Source organism: Kutzneria sp. CA-103260, assembly GCF_018263855.1.
In the GTDB taxonomy this organism is placed as follows: Bacteria; Actinomycetota; Actinomycetes; order Mycobacteriales; family Pseudonocardiaceae; genus Kutzneria.
Map to the genome: position 1 here is coordinate 640,543 of NZ_CP073318.1, position 15,528 is coordinate 656,070.

At 71.0% G+C, this 15,528-nt stretch carries 16 protein-coding genes; 9 read left to right on the top strand and 7 right to left on the bottom strand.

From position 1 onward, the window contains the following. Positions 1-27: 27 nt before the first annotated feature. The gene (locus JJ691_RS02705) at positions 28-561 is read left to right on the top strand and encodes a VOC family protein (RefSeq protein WP_211767211.1); all 534 of its coding nucleotides are present in this window, start codon (positions 28-30) and stop codon (positions 559-561) included. Here JJ691_RS02705 and JJ691_RS02710 read toward each other — a convergent pair. The 4 genes from JJ691_RS02710 to JJ691_RS02725 all read right to left on the bottom strand — a co-directional run bounded on the left by JJ691_RS02710 (position 521) and on the right by JJ691_RS02725 (position 3,854). Continuing rightward, positions 521-901, bottom strand: coding sequence for an MmcQ/YjbR family DNA-binding protein (locus tag JJ691_RS02710; RefSeq protein ID WP_211767212.1), 381 nt, complete (start codon positions 899-901; stop codon positions 521-523). The two genes, JJ691_RS02705 and JJ691_RS02710, sit on opposite strands and share 41 nt — an antisense overlap. Next, positions 871-2,097 (bottom strand): MFS transporter, encoded by a 1,227-nt coding sequence (locus JJ691_RS02715; protein WP_211767213.1) that lies wholly within the window; start codon positions 2,095-2,097, stop codon positions 871-873. The genes JJ691_RS02710 and JJ691_RS02715 overlap by 31 nt, the downstream gene beginning before the upstream one ends. A 112-nt stretch (positions 2,098-2,209) precedes the next feature. Beyond that, entirely contained in the window at positions 2,210-3,199 is a 990-nt protein-coding gene (locus JJ691_RS02720; protein WP_211767214.1) for a helix-turn-helix transcriptional regulator, read from the bottom strand. 31 nt (positions 3,200-3,230) lie between these two features. Beyond that, entirely contained in the window at positions 3,231-3,854 is a 624-nt protein-coding gene (locus JJ691_RS02725; protein ID WP_211767215.1) for a maleylpyruvate isomerase family mycothiol-dependent enzyme, read from the bottom strand. 92 nt (positions 3,855-3,946) lie between these two features. Here JJ691_RS02725 and JJ691_RS02730 point away from each other — a divergent pair, with 92 nt between their 5' ends. The 5 genes from JJ691_RS02730 (at position 3,947) to JJ691_RS02750 (ending at position 9,871) form a co-directional block, all read left to right on the top strand. Next, the gene (locus JJ691_RS02730) at positions 3,947-5,476 is read left to right on the top strand and encodes a molybdopterin-dependent oxidoreductase (protein ID WP_211767216.1); all 1,530 of its coding nucleotides are present in this window, start codon (positions 3,947-3,949) and stop codon (positions 5,474-5,476) included. A 122-nt stretch (positions 5,477-5,598) separates the two neighbouring features. Next, positions 5,599-6,243, top strand: a complete 645-nt coding sequence (locus tag JJ691_RS02735; RefSeq protein WP_211767217.1) for a fasciclin domain-containing protein — start codon at positions 5,599-5,601, stop codon at positions 6,241-6,243. Positions 6,244-6,398: 155 nt separating this feature from the next. Continuing rightward, complete coding sequence (locus tag JJ691_RS02740) at positions 6,399-7,031, top strand: sigma-70 family RNA polymerase sigma factor (protein ID WP_249227640.1); 633 nt, start codon at positions 6,399-6,401, stop codon at positions 7,029-7,031. Then, complete coding sequence (locus JJ691_RS02745) at positions 7,031-7,801, top strand: anti-sigma factor domain-containing protein (protein WP_211767219.1); 771 nt, start codon at positions 7,031-7,033, stop codon at positions 7,799-7,801. Before JJ691_RS02740 ends, JJ691_RS02745 begins: the two co-directional genes overlap by 1 nt. Positions 7,802-7,912: 111 nt before the next feature. Then, the gene (locus JJ691_RS02750; protein WP_211767220.1) at positions 7,913-9,871 is read left to right on the top strand and encodes a glycoside hydrolase family 32 protein; all 1,959 of its coding nucleotides are present in this window, start codon (positions 7,913-7,915) and stop codon (positions 9,869-9,871) included. Between the two features lies 1 nt (position 9,872). Here the strand turns inward: JJ691_RS02750 and JJ691_RS02755 are convergent, their stop codons facing one another. Continuing rightward, positions 9,873-10,958 carry an HAD-IIIC family phosphatase gene (locus JJ691_RS02755; RefSeq protein ID WP_211767221.1) on the bottom strand — a complete coding sequence of 362 codons (1,086 nt, stop codon included), beginning with the start codon at positions 10,956-10,958 and terminating at the stop codon, positions 9,873-9,875. Positions 10,959-11,169: 211 nt separating this feature from the next. Here JJ691_RS02755 and JJ691_RS02760 point away from each other — a divergent pair, with 211 nt between their 5' ends. Next, on the top strand, positions 11,170-12,636 hold the full coding sequence (locus JJ691_RS02760; protein ID WP_211767222.1) for an aldehyde dehydrogenase: 1,467 nt from the start codon (positions 11,170-11,172) through the stop codon (positions 12,634-12,636). 58 nt (positions 12,637-12,694) lie between these two features. Beyond that, entirely contained in the window at positions 12,695-13,369 is a 675-nt protein-coding gene (locus JJ691_RS02765; RefSeq protein WP_211767223.1) for a Crp/Fnr family transcriptional regulator, read from the top strand. Between the two features lie 170 nt (positions 13,370-13,539). Here JJ691_RS02765 and JJ691_RS02770 read toward each other — a convergent pair whose 3' ends face one another. Further along, positions 13,540-14,133 (bottom strand): SMODS-associated NUDIX domain-containing protein, encoded by a 594-nt coding sequence (locus tag JJ691_RS02770; protein WP_211767224.1) that lies wholly within the window; start codon positions 14,131-14,133, stop codon positions 13,540-13,542. 142 nt (positions 14,134-14,275) lie between these two features. On the opposite strand from JJ691_RS02770, the gene JJ691_RS02775 reads away from it, so the two are divergent. Then, positions 14,276-15,232 carry a hypothetical protein gene (locus tag JJ691_RS02775; protein ID WP_211767225.1) on the top strand — a complete coding sequence of 319 codons (957 nt, stop codon included), beginning with the start codon at positions 14,276-14,278 and terminating at the stop codon, positions 15,230-15,232. Here the strand turns inward: JJ691_RS02775 and JJ691_RS02780 are convergent. Beyond that, the gene (locus JJ691_RS02780) at positions 15,229-15,528 is read right to left on the bottom strand and encodes an STAS domain-containing protein (protein ID WP_211767226.1); all 300 of its coding nucleotides are present in this window, start codon (positions 15,526-15,528) and stop codon (positions 15,229-15,231) included. The genes JJ691_RS02775 and JJ691_RS02780 overlap by 4 nt on opposite strands.

Here is a 15,528-nt window from a genome sequence, read left to right on the forward strand (position 1 = left end):
TCGGCCTTACCCGAGAAGGAGGCCACCATGCCGCAACCGGAAGGCGCCGAGCTTGAGGCCGTGCGCACCCGCCGTGCCGAGCTCAAGGCCCAGTACCTGCGTCCCGTCGGTCAGCGCCCCGCCACCCCAGTCCGGGGCGTGCACCACATCGCCCTGATCGCCAAGGACGTCGAGGCCACCATCCGCTTCTACCAGGAGTTCCTCGGCTTCCCCCTGGTCGAGCTGGTCGAGAACCGCGACTACGCCGGCTCCAGCCACTTCTTCTTCGACCTCGGCAACCGCAACCTGCTCGGCTTCTTCGACTTCCCCGGCCACCCCCACCCCGACTTCACCGAGACCATCGGCGCCGTCCAGCACCTCGCCCTGTCCGTCGACGCCGCCCACTTCGCCGCCATCAAGGCCAAGCTGGACGCCGAGGGCATCGACTACCTCGGCCCCGACCGCGGCGTCGACGACAGCCTCTACGTCCGCGACCCCAACGGCGTCGGCCTGGAGTTCTACAACGAACAGCTCGGCGTCTTCAACGGCGAGTCCCTGGGCCTGGACGGCGCCGCTGACTGACGGTGTCGAGGAATGCGGCGGCGACCGACTTGGGCACGCACATGGTCCAGGCGTTGATCACCAGTTCGGTCAGTTCCTCGGTGCCGAGGTGGGTGAGCGTGGCGTCGACCCAGTTGTAGCGCATGTCGGACGGCCTCGGCAGGTGGAACTTGTGGGGTTCGGCGGTGACGAGGGCTTCGCGGTGTTCCTTCGGGTAGGCGAAGCCCATGGTCGTCTCGTCCGGCGACAGCGCGAGGTAGACCAGCCGTCCGACCCGGAACTTCACCTGGTCCCGCACGAGGTGTTCCTCGCTGCGCGGCAACGATTTCGTCAGTGCCCGGATGTCCTCGACGGTGACCACGACTCCTCCTTGGCGATGCCGGTCGGTTCCCGGAGCCGGCTCAGTGCGATGGCCGCGGCGGCGAGTACGGCCAGTGACTCGACACCGCCGGCGGTCCAGCCGACGGCGGTGATGCCGGAGGTGCCGAGCGCGATCGAGCCCAGCAGGCCGCCGAGGGAGATGCCGATGTAGGTGGCGCTGGCGCTGAGCGACAGCACCACGCCCGCGTCGTTCGGGGCGAGCTCGACCAGGCGGTGTTGCTGGATTGGCAGGAAGGACCAGCCGAACACGCCCCACAGCGCCAGCATCACCGCAGTTGCCACGGCGCCGGTGGCACCGTTGACGCCGAGCGAGCCGAGCAGACCGAAGCCGGCCAGTACGGCGGTGAGCCCGGCGGTGCTGATCACGACGAGCTTGGTGGTGTTGTAGCGGTCGGCGGCCCGTCCACCGACGGCGTTGCCGGCGACGGCGGCGACCCCGAAGATCAGCAGCCACAGGCTCAGCGCCGGGCCGTGGACGCCGCCGAGGCCGTCGAGGACAACGCCGATGTAGGTGAGCACGGTGAACGCGCCGGTGATCCACAGGGTGGTCAGGCCGAGCGCGGCGGGCACGCCTCGGTAGCGGGCCACCGAGATCCGCGCGCGGAGGCCGGCCGGAGGCGGCGTCCGCACGGACGGCAGCAGCACGAGCAGGCCGACGGTGGCGGCGACACCGAGCACGGCGACGGCGATGAACGTGACGCGCCAGCCGAACGCGCCGCCGACCAGCGCCCCGATCGGCACGCCGAGGGCGGTGGCGAGGCTGATGCCGGCGGACACCGTGGCCAGCGCCTGCCCACGCTTGCCGTCCTCGGCGATCGCGGCGGCGGTCGCCGAGGACGCTGGGGTGAACACGGCGGCGGCCAGCGCGGCCAGCACCCGCACGATCATCATCAGCGGGTAGGAGTCGACCGCCGCCATCGCGAAGTTCATCACCGCGAAGACCGCGAGGCCGGTGATCAGCAGCGGCTTGCGGGGCAGGTGGCTCGTGAGCACTCCGAGCACCGGCGCGCCGATGGCGTAGGCGAGCGCGAACACGGTGACCAGCAGCCCGGCCGCGCTGTCGGTGACGCGAAGGTCGTGGCCGATCTGGGGCAGCAGGCCGGTGATGACGTAGCCGTCGGTTCCTATCGCGAACAGGCCCAGGGCCAACAGCAGCAGCCGGGCGCGGGTGGACATGGCGAACCTCCGGGACGGCGGAACGATCGGGTGGTCTGGAGGCACAGTCCCTCCGCGCCCGTGTCCGGAAGCTATCCGGGGTTCACTGACATCTTGTGTCAGCGAAGTCGGCTCACACCAGCGCCGGCCGCCGCTCGGCGTAGACGCGGGCCAGCTCGGCCGCGGTGTCGGCCATCCGCCGCCGCAACGGCTCCGGATCGAGCACCTCAGCCTCCGCACCCAGCCGCAGCAGCAGCCCCACGGTGTGGTCCATGGTCTCGATCGGGATCACCGACCGGATCCAGCCGTCGGGCTCCCGCCGCGCGCTGAGCCGGGCGGCGCGCACCAGGGCCGGCTCCAGCAGGTGGGGCAGCCGGTCGAACAGCGACGGCGACATCCGCACCGTCGCCTCGCCGACGTGCCGGCGGGTGTCGAACTCCTGGAGGTAGCTGTCCCAGTGCTGGCCGAGATCGAAGTCCGCCGGCCGCTCGAACCGCTCCGCCAGCATCCGCAGCCGGCGGATCTGCGAGATTCGGTACGTCCGCACCGACTCGGAGCCGCGAGCCACCAGGTACCAGCGCCCCGCCTTGAGCACCACGCCGTACGGATCGAGCGTCCTGGTCACCTCACAGGGCTCCGCCCACCGCAGATACGTCAGCTCCACCCGCACCTGGTTCCACGCCGCGTGCACCACACCGGCCAGCTGCGGCACCGGCTCCTGGTCGGCGTACCAGCTGGAGGTGTCGAGGTGGAAACGCTGCTGGATGCGGCCGGCCCGGTCACGCAGCTCCTCGGGCAGCGCGGCCATCAGCTTGAGCTGGGCGGTGGCCAGCACCGGGCCGAGACCGAGGTCGGCGGCCGGGCCGGGCAGCCCGGCCAGGAACAGCGCCTCGGCCTCCGGTTCGGTCAGGCCGGTCAGCTTGGTCCGATAGCCCGCCAGCAGCTGGTAGCCGCCGTCGTGGCCGGCCTCGCTGTACAGCGGGATGCCAGCCGCGCCAAGGGATTCCATGTCCCGGTAGACGGTGCGCACGGACACGTCGAGTTCCTCGGCCAGCTGCCGGGCCGTCATACGCCCCCGGGACTGGAGCAGCAACAGGGCCGAGACCAACCTGCTCGCTCGCATACCCCCAGTTTGCCAGTCCGGCGGCGAGCGTTCAGGACGCCAGTCGTCGGCTCAGTTCGGGAGTGCCGTCGCCGCTGAGGTCGGACAGGAAGGCGGGGCGGCCGGCCAGTGTCATGACCAGGGACAGCAGCGGCCCGCGGATTTCGGGGCCGGTGCCGGAGTGGAAGTCGGCGTCGGTGGCTTGCAGGGAGAGGTCCTTGGCCAGGGTCCTGCTCTTGACGGCGAAGTCCTTGGCGGCCAGGAAGTGGGCGACGGCGAGCAGGCCGGTGGGGTCGGGGGAGTGGCGCAGGCCGAGCGGCCGGCGGATGTCCTCGGCGTGGATGATCACTTCGCTGAGGCCGAAGGGGGAGGACTTGGTCGGCAGGACGATGGGGCCGACGTGGCGGAAGCGGTCGAGGGTGTCCTGAGGGGTGGCGCCGCGGAACTCCTCAAGGCGGCGGCGGTTGTGCAGGTCGGGGTCGAAGCGTGCGCCGATCATGCTGCGGATCCAGCGCCACCGGGTGAACCGGGTGGCGGCACCGAGATGGGCCACGACTTCCTCGACATCCCAGTCGGCGCACAGGGTGGTCGAGCGCCACTGCTGGGGGTCGAGCCCGCTGAGGTCGTCGGCGAGCGCGGCAAGCTCACGCTGCTGGATCTGCGCGAAGTCGGTCACGCGGTGACGATAGCGATCCCGGGCGCGTTTCAGCTGGAGGCGAGGGCGAAGGTTGGGTGAACCGGTGCGCCAACGAGAGGCGAACACGGGGCATGGATCACCGTTCCCGCCCGCTGTCGACAATGGTCGCCATCGTGGTCGGCGTCCTCGCCGTCGGCGCGGCGCTGGCGGTCGGCGACCTGGTGGCGGCGTTCGTCGATCCGGACGCCTCGCCCTTCCTGGCTGTCGGCAACAGTGCGATCGACCTGACTCCCTTGCCGCTCAAGGACTTCGCGGTCCGGACCTTCGGCACGTACGACAAACTCGCGCTGCTGGCCGGCATGGGCGTGTTCCTGCTGGCAGTGGCGGCCACGGCCGGTGTGCTGTCCCGGCGAACGCCGTGGCCGGGGACGGTGCTCGCGGTGGCATTGGGCGGCCTCGGGGCGGTGGCGGTGCTGGCCAGGCCGAACATCGCGGCGATAGGGGTGATCGCTCCGCTGGCCAGCCTGATCACCGGAGTGGCGGTGTTCCGCTGGCTGCACCGGCTGGCGCGAGGCACGGACAGCGACGTGCCGGGGCGGCGGAGATTCCTGCTCGGCTCCCTCGGCGCGGTCGCCGGCATCGGACTGGCCGGTGTGGGCGGTCGGCTGCTGGTCGGCAAGGTGGATGTGGAGGGCTCCCGAGCGAAGGTCACCCAGATGCTGGCCAAGCACACGCTGCCGGCCATCCCCGGTGGCGCGGACTTCGCCAGCGATGGCACGCCCACGTTCTTGACCCCCAACGCCCAGTTCTACCGGGTGGACACCGCGCTGTCGGTGCCGCAGTTGCGGGCCGAGGACTGGACGTTGCGCGTGCATGGCCTGGTCGAGCGGGAGCTGAACCTCACCTTCGCCGACATCATGGCCATGGATCTGGTTACCCGGACCATCACCATGACCTGTGTGTCCAATGAGGTCGGTGGCCCGTACGTCTCCACCGCGAACTTCACCGGTGTGTTGCTGCGGGACCTGCTGGCCAAGGCCGGTGTCAGACCGGAAGCGGACCAGGTCCTCTCGTCCAGTGTGGACGGATACAGCGCTGGCAGCCCGGTGTCCTCGGTGCTGGACCCGCGCCGGGACGCGATGCTGGCGATCGGCATGAACGGCCAGGCACTGCCGCCCGAACACGGTTTTCCGGCCCGGCTGGTGGTTCCGGGCGTCTACGGCTACGCCTCGGCGACCAAGTGGCTCAAGGACATCGAGCTCACCACGTTCGCCGTGAAGAAGCAGTACTGGGTTCCCCGCGGCTACGCCGAGCGGGCGCCGATCAAGACGGAGTCGCGCATCGACATGCCGCAGGGCCTCCAGTCGCTGCCCACGGGAAAGGTCGTGGTGGCGGGCATCGCGTGGGCCCAGACCAAGGGCATCGCCAAGGTCGAGCTGCGGATGGACGGCGGCCCCTGGCAGGAGGCCGACCTCGCGGTGAGCGTCAACAACGAGACGTGGCGCATGTGGCGCAAGGTCTACGACCTCAAGCCCGGCACCCACACGGTGATGTGCCGGGCCACGGACACTACCGGCTACACCCAGACCCGGGATCGGGTCGGTCCGATCCCGGACGGCGCCACCGGCTGGCACACGATTGTGTTCACCACCGCGCCGTGACCTAAGCGTTACCGACTGGGTCGAACCGCTCCTGCGGGGTGGCCCGAACACTGAGCAGATACCGCAGATGCTCCCGATCCGCTGGGCATCGCTCTCCCCTTCAATGCTGGAGTTGATTTCGCATGCGCACTTTCCACCGTGTCGCCGCCGTCGCCGTGATCGGTGCGGCCGCTGTTTCCCTTGCCGCGTGCGGCAACGGCTCGAACTCGGCCGCCACGGGCGGCACCACCACCTCGATGGCCGCCCCCACCACCACGATGTCCACTTCGGACGGAGTGACCAAGACCAGCGACACCTTCGGCCCGGCCTGCGGCCAGATCCCCAGCAGCGGCAAGGGATCCCTCAACGGCATGGCCAGCGACCCGGTGGCCACCGCGGCCAGCAACAACCCGCTGCTGACCAAGCTGGTCGCCGCGGTCGGCGCGGCGAACCTGGGCGACACCCTGAACTCGCAGAAGGCGATCACCGTGTTCGCCCCGTACGACCCGGCCTTCGACGCCCTGGGCGCGGACAAGTTCGCCGCCCTGGCCAAGGATCCGGCCACCCTCGCGCCGATCCTGCAGTACCACGTGCTGCCGCAGCGTTTCGACGCTGACGGCCTGATCGCCGCCGGCTCGGAGAAGACGCTGCAGGGCGGCACCGTGAAGATCGCCGGTGACAAGACCTCGGGCATGATGGTCAACGGTGCGAAGGTGCTGTGCGGCAACATCCCCACCGGCAACGCCACCGTCTTCGTCATCGACAGGGTTCTCACCCCAGGCAGCTGAGCATCACTCACATGATCGGCGGAAGCCCTCGGCGCCACCGGCGTCGGGGCGCTTTCGCCTTCCAGCGAACGGGTTTGCAAAAAAGAGGCGTCCGATCCGGCGCGCAGTCGAACCGAACCGCCGGCCGCGGCCGAACAACCGAGGTGACGATCTGCGTGGACACCGAGCCGAGAGCTGAACGCCGCTCCGCCGACGCGGAGCTGGTCGCGGCCGTGGCCGCCGGCGACCAGCAGGCCTTCGCCGCGCTGTACGACCGCTACAGCCGCCAGGCCTACTCGCTGGCCCTGCGGGTGTGCGTGGACCCGGAGTTCGCCGAGGAGGCCGTCCAGGAGGCGTTCCTGGCGGTGTGGAAGGACCCGGGCCGGTTCGACCCCGACCGCGGCGGGTTCGCCTCCTGGCTGCTCACGCTGGTGCACCACCGCTCGGTCGACGTCGTGCGGCGGCAGGCCAGCCACCGCAAGCGCAACCTGCTCGGCGGCGACGAGGTCATCGACCGGGCGTCACCGGCGGCGGCCGGGGCGGACGAGCAGGCGCTGACCGGGGTCGTGGGCGGGCTGGTGCGGCAGGCGCTGCGGCAGCTGTCCGTGGACCAGCGGCAGGTCATCGCGCTGGCCTATCTCGGCGGTTACACCCAGGCCGAGGTGGCCTCGATGACCGGCCTGCCGCTGGGCACGGTCAAGTCGCGGACGTTCGCCGGGATCAAGCGGCTGCGGGACCTGTTGGCCTCGCTGGCGCGCGGCCACCACAACGGCGGCCACTACAACGACGGCGGAATGGAGGTGCAGTGATGGACGCGGTCCGCGACGACGGGCACTGCCCGCAGCTGGAGAACGCAGTGGGCTGGGCGCTGTACGCCCTGGAGCCCGCGGCGGAGCGGATAGTCCGCACGCACCTCCCGGCCTGCCCGGAGTGCCGGCAGACGGTGCGGGAGATCGAGCAGGTCGGCGCCAGGCTGGGGGAGTCCGTGGATCAGCACGAGCCGCCGCCGGAGCTGCGGGCACGCCTGCTGGCGGCGATCGATCAGGCGTCCCCGCTGACGGCTTCGCCGGTGGTGTCGATCGACACGGCTCGGCGAAAGCGGGAGCGCCGCAGTCGCGGGCTGCTGGCCGCGGCCGCCGCAGTGGTGATCGTGCTCGGCGGCGTGACGACTGTGCTGGGCGTGCAGGTCAGTCGGCTGACCAGTCAGCAGCAGGCACAGGCCGCGGGCGAGTCGATGGTGCAGTCCATCGTCGGGTCCCCGTCGGCAGCCCGGGCCGTGTTGACCAACGCCGCCGGCAAGCCGGCCGCGATGCTGGTGACCGGTCCGGCCGGGGCAGTGGTGTTCCCGCTGGGACTGGCGGCGAACTCCCCGAACCAGCGGTACGTGGCCTGGGGACTGGGTTCCAGCGGCCCGACGGCGTTGGCGGCGTTCGACGTCCCGGTCGGCAGCGCGGGGCCGATCGTGGTGGACTGGCCGGCCTCGGCCGACGGGCTCACCCGGTTCGCGATCTCGCTGGAGCCCGGCCGGGTGGCGCCGGCCAAGCCCACCAACGTGATCGCCAGCGGGGCCGACGCCTGACCCTCGGCCTTGCGCGCGGCGGCTACCATGGAGCGGTCGGACGGTCGACCGCCATCGCACCTCCGGTGAGAGACCCTTGTCCCTCAACGGAATTATGGTCGAGGAGTGCCCATGTCCCGCCGCATCGCCGCTGCGCTGGCACTGTCCGTCCTACCGGTCACGCCGACCGCCACACCGCCCAATCTCGACTTCGAATCCTGTGACACCGCCGGATGGGCGGTCACCGGGGACGCGTTCAGCGTGACCCGGGAGACGACGTGGTGGGGAGGAACCTTTGACCAGCACGGTGTCTGCTTCTTGTCCGGTTATCTCGCGAATCAGGACAAGGCGACCGGCACCGCCCGGTCCTCGACCTTCCCCGCCACCGACGAGCTGAGTTTCCTGATCGGCGGCGGCTACGATCCGCAGAACCTCTACGTGGAACTGGTTCGCGCCGCCGACGGCCAGGTGCTGGACCGCCAGACCGGGTGGAACAGCGAGCAGCTGGCCCGGATCACCTGGGACACCAGTGCGGTGCGCGGGCAGTCGGTGTACCTGGAGGCAGTGGACACCGCCACCGGCGGCTGGGGCCATCTGAACCTTGACGACGTCCGCACGACCAACGTCGACGACGCCGGAAACGGCCTGACCGCACGGAAACTGGGCTCCGCGCGGCAGCCGGCGACCGGCCCGGCGCCGGCCCGCTACGCCGCCGACCCGCTGCGCCCGCAGTACCACTACACGCCGTACCAGGGCTGGATCAACGATCCGATCGGGCTGATCCAGTTCAACGGCCAGTACAACCTGTTCGCCCAGTACTACCCGGACGCCCCGTTCTGGGGCCCGATGCACTGGGCCCACGCGCGATCGGCCGACGGCGTGCACTGGACCAACTTGCCCGTCGCGCTGACGCCACCGCCGCCGGCCACGCCCTCGGACACCACCGGCGAGTGGTCCGGCAGCGCGGTCGACGACAACGGTGTGCTACGCCTGTTCTACACGCATTTCACCGACACCGGCGCGCATCCGGGCGCCACGCCCGAGCAGGTGTTCACGGCGACCAGCGCCGACGGCGTCACGTTCACGCCCAGCCCGGCCAATCCGGTGATCGCCGCGCCGCCGGCCGACTCCGAGGCGGGTTTCCGCGACCCCAAGGTGTTCCGTGACCCGCACGACGGCCTGTGGAAGATGGTCGTCGGCTCCGGGCACAACGGGCACGGCGAGGTGCACCTGTATTCGTCGCCCGATCTTCGGACCTGGACCTATCGCGGGGTCCTGCTCGCCGGTGACGGCTCGACCGGCGGCATGTGGGAGTGCCCGAACCTGATCCCGGTGGGCGGCCAGTGGGCGCTGTTGGTGTCGGAGAACGGGACGGAGCACTACTTCCTCGGCGACTTCGACGGTTCGACGTTCACGCCGCGAACCTCCGGCCAGCTCGACGCCGGCCCGAACTTCTATGCCGCGCAGGCGTTCGTCGACGCTTCGGGCCGGCCGCTGGTGATGGGGTGGATGAACAACGGCGGCGCGTTCGACCCCAACCGGCTGGACGGCTGGTCGCAGTCGGAGACCGTCACCCGGGTGTTGTCGGTCGAGTCCGACGGCACCCTGGGCACCGCCCCGGTCCCCGAGCTTTCGCGCCTGCACACGAGTTTGGCTGCACACAACGGGGTAAGGGTTATTCGACAGGACACCCCGATCGCTGCCGGCGACTCGCTGGACATCAACACCGGCTTCGACCTCACGCGGTCGACCGGAACCAGCCTGGGGCTACGGCTGTTCTCCAGCAGTGCGGAGGGCGTTGTCCTCACCTACGACCCGGCGAGCCACCAACTCACCCTGGACACCAGGAATTCCGGCTACGGCGGCGGCTCCGTGTCCACGGCGGCGGTGTCGCCTGACGCTACCGGGCAGCTCGGCCTGCGCGTGCTGACCGACCGTTCGTCGATCGAGGTGTTCACCTCCACCGGCGTCGCGCTGACCGCCCGCGTCTATCCACGCTACACGCAGTCCAACACCGTGAGCGCGTTCGCCGTCGGCGGGAACGCCGTGCTGACCGGCACCACGGTGTGGTCGATGGGTTCGGCTTGGTAGCTCAGGTTTGTGGGGCCAGCGCCTCGATGTCGGTGGCCGCCACGGTCACCGTGGGCGAAGCCGGCTGGCGCGTCGGGATCAGGTGCAGGCGCTGGATTTCCCCGTCGCCGCCGGCGACCCCGGCGCGGCAGGCGCAGTCCTTGCCGTCGAAGCCGGCGAACCGGTAGGCGATCTCCATCATCCGGTTCCGGTCCGTGCGGCGGAAATCGGCGAGGAGATGCACGCCGGCCCGGGCGGCCTGGTCGGCCAGCCAGGTCAGGATGGTCGACCCGGCGCCCCAGGTGACCACCCGGCACGAGGTGGCCAGCAGCTTGAGATGCCAGGCGGCCGCCAGCTTCTCCAGCAGCACGATGCCGACCGCGCCGTGGTCGCCGAACCGGTCGGACATGGTGACCACGAGGACCTCGTGCCGGGGATCGGTCAACAGCCCGCGTAGCACGTGGTCCGGGTAGTGCACGCCGGTGGCGTTCATCTGGCTGGTGCGCAGCGTCAGCTCTTCCAGCCGGGTCAACGCTTCCTCGCCGGCCCGGTCGATGGTCATGCGCAGTTCCAGCGACCGCAGGAACTCCTCGTCCGGCCCGGTGAACTCGGTGCGGGCGGTGGTGCGGCGCAGCCCGGCCTGGTACATCTGCCGCCGTCGCCGGGAATCCACCGTGACGCTGACCGGGGTGAAGTCGGGAAGGTCCACAAGGGACAGTGCCTGCTCGGCCGGGTAGCAGCGCACCTCGGGCAGGACGTAGGCCACCTCGGCCCGTTCGGCCGGCTGGTCGTCGACGAAGGCCAGGGTGTCCGGGGCGAAGTTCAGCTCCTCGGCGATCTCCCGCACCGACACCGACTTCGCGCCCCAGCCGATCCGCGGGGCCAGGAAGTACTCGGCCACGCCCAGGCTCTCCAGCCGGGCCCAGGCCAGGTCGTGGTCGTTCTTGCTGGCCACCGAGTGCAGGATGCCGCGCCCGTCCAGCTCGGCCAGCACCTCCCGCAGCCCCTCGGCCAGTTCGACGTCGCCGTCCTCGAGCAGGGTGCCGCGCCAGAGCGTGTTGTCCAGGTCCCACACCACGCATTTGACGACCTTGGTCGCCTCGCCCACGTCTCCTCCTCGTCGCCGAGCAGCCGGCGCGATTATCTCCCGTGACCGCGGCGTCCCGGGAGGTTCGCGGCGGAACCTGCCCGTTGGGGAGAGCGGGCAGCGCGCCGGCGAGCGATCCCGGCGGGGGATAGGTCGCCGGGTTACGGCTTGTTAACGCAACGGCGTTGCGCTATGTTCGAGTTAGTGCAACGCCGTTCTCTTAGGAGTCGAAGTGATCACGTACGACAAGCTGTACATCGGCGGGGCCTGGGTCGCGCCGGCCGGCGACGGGGTGTACGAGGTGCGGTCGCCGCACGACCAGCGGCTGGTCGGCCGCGCCCCCGAGGCCTCGAACGAGGACGTCGACCGGGCGGTCGAAGCGGCCCGCGAGGCGTTCGACCACGGGCCGTGGCCGCGGCTGACGCCGGACGAGCGTCGTCAGGCCATCGAGCGCTTCAGCCGCCTGTACGCCCCGCGGGCCGACGAGATCGCCGATCTGACCACCGCCCAGAACGGCTCGGCGAGCTGGTTCACCCGGACCATCCAGCACCGCCTCACGTCCTTTGTGGACGGATTCACCGCGATCGCCAGGACCTACCCGTGGGAGGCCGAGCGGGTCACCGAGGACGGCCGGCGGACCCTGGTCCGGCGCGAGCCGGTGGGCGTGGTGGCGGCGATCGTGCCCTGGAACGCCCCGCAGCACTCGGCGCTGACCAAGCTGATCCCGGCGCTGCTGGCCGGCTGCGCGGTGATCCTCAAGCCGTCCCCGGAGACCCCGCTGGACGCCCTGCTGCTGGCCGAGATCCTCGACGAGGCCGGCTTCCCGGCCGGTGTGGTCAGCGTCCTGCCGGCCGGCCGCGAGGTCGGCGAGCACCTGGTGACCCACCCCGGCGTGGACAAGATCGCGTTCACCGGCTCGACCGCCGCCGGCCGCCGGATCGCCTCGGCGGCCGGGGAACAGCTCAAGCGGGTCACCCTGGAACTGGGCGGCAAGTCGGCGTCGATCATTCTCGAGGACGCCGACCTGGATCTGACGGTGGCGGGCCTGCGGTTCGCCGGCTTCGGCAACAACGGCGAGGCCTGCGTCGCCCACACCCGGGTGCTCGCGCCGGTCAGCCGCTACGACGAAGTGGTGGCAGCGCTGGGAAAGATGGTCGACGGCCTGAAGGTCGGCGACCCGGCCGACCCGACCACGTTCATCGGGCCGATGGTCCGCCAGGGGCAGCACGAGCGGGTCCTCGGCTACATCGACCTCGGCATCGAGGAAGGCGCGCGGGTGGTCGCCGGCGGCCCCGGCCGGTTCGACGGCGAGGGCCGCGACAACGGCTTCTACGTGCGGCCCACCGTGTTCGCCGACGTCGACAACTCGATGCGCATCGCCCAGGAGGAGATCTTCGGCCCGGTCGTCGCCGTGATCCCCTACGAGGACGAGGCCGACGCCATCCGCATCGCCAACGACTCGGCCTACGGCCTCAGCGGCGGTGTGTGGACCAGCGACTTCGACCACGGCGTCGAAGTGGCCCGGGCGGTGCGCACCGGCCAGTTCTTCGTCAACGGCGCCGGCCCGGACATGCACGCCCCGTTCGGCGGCTTCAAGAGCAGCGGCATCGGCCGTGAATACGGCGAAGCCGGCATCTCGGCCTTCACCGAGCTCAAGTCCATCGGCTTGCAGGGCGGTTCGGTGTTCACAGATCGCTGACGCGCCACACGCCCAGCGATTTGTCGGTGAATGGCGGCCCCTGCGCTACGGTAACCGGATGGATGATCCGGTTACCGGCAGTCTGGTCGCCTATCTCGCCGCCGCCGACCGGGAGCACCTGCTCGCCGGCGGCGTGCGGCGGGCCTACGCGGCCGACGAGGTGCTGATCCGCGAGGGCGATCCGGCCGACTTCGTGCACGTGATCGTCGCCGGCTGGGTTCGGGTGTCCACCCTGCTGCCCGACGGCCGTGAACTGGTCTACGCCCTGCGCGGGCCCGGCGACGTGCTGGGGGAGCTGGCCGCCCTGCACGGCTGGGAGCGCACCGCCTCCGTGCGCAGCCTGGAGCCGACCACCGTGGCCCAGCTGACCGCCGCCCAGTTCCAGGCCGGCCTGCGGTCCCGACCAGAGATCGGGATCGCGCTGATCAAGACCCTCGCCTTCCGCCTGCGCGAGGCCGAGCTGGCCCGTGTCGGCACCGTGTCCCTGGACATCAGCCACCGCCTGGCGCGTCACCTCGCCACCCTGATGGCCGAGCGCGGCCGGCCCACCCCCGAGGGCATCGTCATCGCCACCCCGTTCACCCAGGAGGAGATCGCCAACCAGCTCGGCGCCTCCCGCCGTGCCGTCGCCCGCGCCATTGCCATGCTCCGCTCCCGCGGCGTCCTCACCACCGGCCGCCGCCGCATCGTGGTCAGCCGCCCCGACGTCCTCAAAGCCCTGGCCCGACGGTGAGTGCCACATGGCACATTCGCTCCGTGCCATGTGGCGCTGAGCCGAATCCCCTTCCGCCGCATGCTGAATGCGTCCTACCGGGGAGGGGGAACCATGGAGAGTCACCTGATTGTCCTGATCGCGGGCATCGCCCGCAGCTGACCGGGGGGACCGCGCCCCGTCGCCGCGGGTCAGCGCAGCGATGGGGCGCGGCTGGTGAGATACGCCGTGTGTGGCGCGATGACCGCCGCGCCGACGTGCCCGTTCGCCACGTCCTCGGCGGTGGCGGACAGCACGGTGTGCACGCGGGAATCCTCGGCCAGCGCCAGGATCCGATCCCGCGCGGGGGACGTGCCCACGAGGTCGTGGAACTCGAACCCTCGCAGTTCCTGGCCGGAGCACTCGATCTCGGTGCTCATCCGATCGAAGCTCAGGTTCTGGCCGGGCACCCCGAACTCGGCCAACACCTCGGCCATCGACCGCCGCAGGCACGCCGCCCCGTCCTCCCGGCCGGCGCCGCTGTCGAACCACCGCACGAAGCCGTCGATCGACCGCGCCGGCAGGAAGCCGCGCAGATGGTGGTCGTGATCGCCGGCGAAGCCCAGCCGCCTGAGCGCCTCCGGCCCGTCGTGCCGGAACACGCCGCCGGGCGGCGCGAACGCTCCCGGGCGGCTGTGCGACTCGACCAGCACGATCCGGTCGTCGCCCTCGGTCTGCTCGGGGCGGATCCGCAGCACGGCCGCGAAACACACCCGGACGGGCCGTGCACGTCGTTGCCAGAACACAGACTGCGCCTCCTTCCGAGTGAATGCCCCACCAAATCGGGCCGGTCACTCCTAGCATCGGATGGATGGTCGCGTGGCCGCGACGCCGGAACTGGCCGGATCCTGGCCGTGTTGGCGGCGGTTCTGGCCGAAGGGGATGGGCATGACCGAGGTCGACCTGGTCCGCGAGTTCATCACTCTGCGCCGCGGCCGCGGGCTGCACCGGGCGGACGTGCATCGGCGCATCGGCCGGGCGGTGGCGCGCTGGGCCGACATCCCGGCCGACTGCGGCGGCGCTGACGTGCGGCGGCTGGTCAACCAGGCCATCGGCCGGCTGGCGGAGGTGGACCTGCTGCCGGAGGACCGCCGAATCGTGCTGGTGGCACTCGGGTTGGACCGCGAGTTGCACGCCGCGACACTGTCAAGGCGCACCTCGCTGCTGGCCGCCGACCAGCGGCTGTCCGAGCGCACCGCCCGCCGCCGCGTCGACGACGCGTTCGTCAAGCTGGCGCAGGTGATCGCCAAGCACGTCGACCAGCAGGACCCGGAGCGCGGCTGGGCGGTGCGCCGATTACGGGTGCTGGTCCGGCTGGACCGCCCGGCGCCCGAGGTGATCGAGGAGCGCACCGTCGTGGCCACCCGCGACGGGCTGGACCACATCGTCGCCCGGTTCAGCGTGCCGCGCCGGCGGGACGGGGCCGACATCGACCGCGAGGTGGACGCCGACATCCAGCACGGGGTCCGCATCGTCGAGTCGAAACGCTTCGGGGCCAACCACTTCTGGTACCTGCTGGCGCTGCCGCGGCCGCTGGCCTGGAACGAGGCGCACACCTACACCATCGTGTTCCAGGTCCGGGACGGGGAGCCGATCGCCGACCACTACGTGTTCAACCCGCTGGTCAGCTGCTCGCTGTTCGAGACGAGGGTCCGCTTCGACGCCGCCCGCCGGCCGGTCGCGGTGTGGCGGACCGACCGGGCCGTGCCGCGCACGCTGCCGCACCGGGGCGTGCCGGACGGGCCGCTGCTGCCGCTGGACGGCGCGCACGAGGTCGAGGCCGTCTTCGACGATCCGGAGCAGGGTTTCAGCTACGGCGTGAGCTGGCGGTACGAGTCCGACTAGAGGCCGAGCAGGCCGTCGATGCCGGTGACCCGCATGACCTTGAGCAGATGGGGCTGGGGGTTGGCCACGCTGAACGCGATGCCGCGCTGTTCGGCGGCCTGGCGGCCGGAGAGCAGGACGCGCAGGCCGGTGGAGTCCATGAAGGAGACCGCGGTGAGATCGATTCTCACGGCGTGCGCGCCGGCGGTGGACACGGCCGTGGTGACCGCCTCCTCCAGGCTCGGCGCGGTGCCCAGGTCCACTTCGCCGGACACGGCGAGGACCACGGTCTCCGTTCCTTCGCTGCTGATTCGCAC

Excerpts from the sequence above, each read along its gene's own strand:
- JJ691_RS02705 (WP_211767211.1), top strand. The coding sequence starts at position 28 with ATGCCGCAACCGGAAGGCGCCGAGCTTGAGGCCGTGCGCACCCGCCGT.
- JJ691_RS02715 (WP_211767213.1), bottom strand. The coding sequence starts at position 2,097 with ATGTCCACCCGCGCCCGGCTGCTGCTGTTGGCCCTGGGCCTGTTCGCG.
- JJ691_RS02720 (WP_211767214.1), bottom strand. The coding sequence starts at position 3,199 with ATGCGAGCGAGCAGGTTGGTCTCGGCCCTGTTGCTGCTCCAGTCCCGG.
- JJ691_RS02730 (WP_211767216.1), top strand. The coding sequence starts at position 3,947 with ATGGATCACCGTTCCCGCCCGCTGTCGACAATGGTCGCCATCGTGGTC.
- JJ691_RS02735 (WP_211767217.1), top strand. The coding sequence starts at position 5,599 with ATGCGCACTTTCCACCGTGTCGCCGCCGTCGCCGTGATCGGTGCGGCC.
- JJ691_RS02745 (WP_211767219.1), top strand. The coding sequence starts at position 7,031 with ATGGACGCGGTCCGCGACGACGGGCACTGCCCGCAGCTGGAGAACGCA.
- JJ691_RS02750 (WP_211767220.1), top strand. The coding sequence starts at position 7,913 with ATGTCCCGCCGCATCGCCGCTGCGCTGGCACTGTCCGTCCTACCGGTC.
- JJ691_RS02765 (WP_211767223.1), top strand. The coding sequence starts at position 12,695 with ATGGATGATCCGGTTACCGGCAGTCTGGTCGCCTATCTCGCCGCCGCC.
- JJ691_RS02775 (WP_211767225.1), top strand. The coding sequence starts at position 14,276 with ATGACCGAGGTCGACCTGGTCCGCGAGTTCATCACTCTGCGCCGCGGC.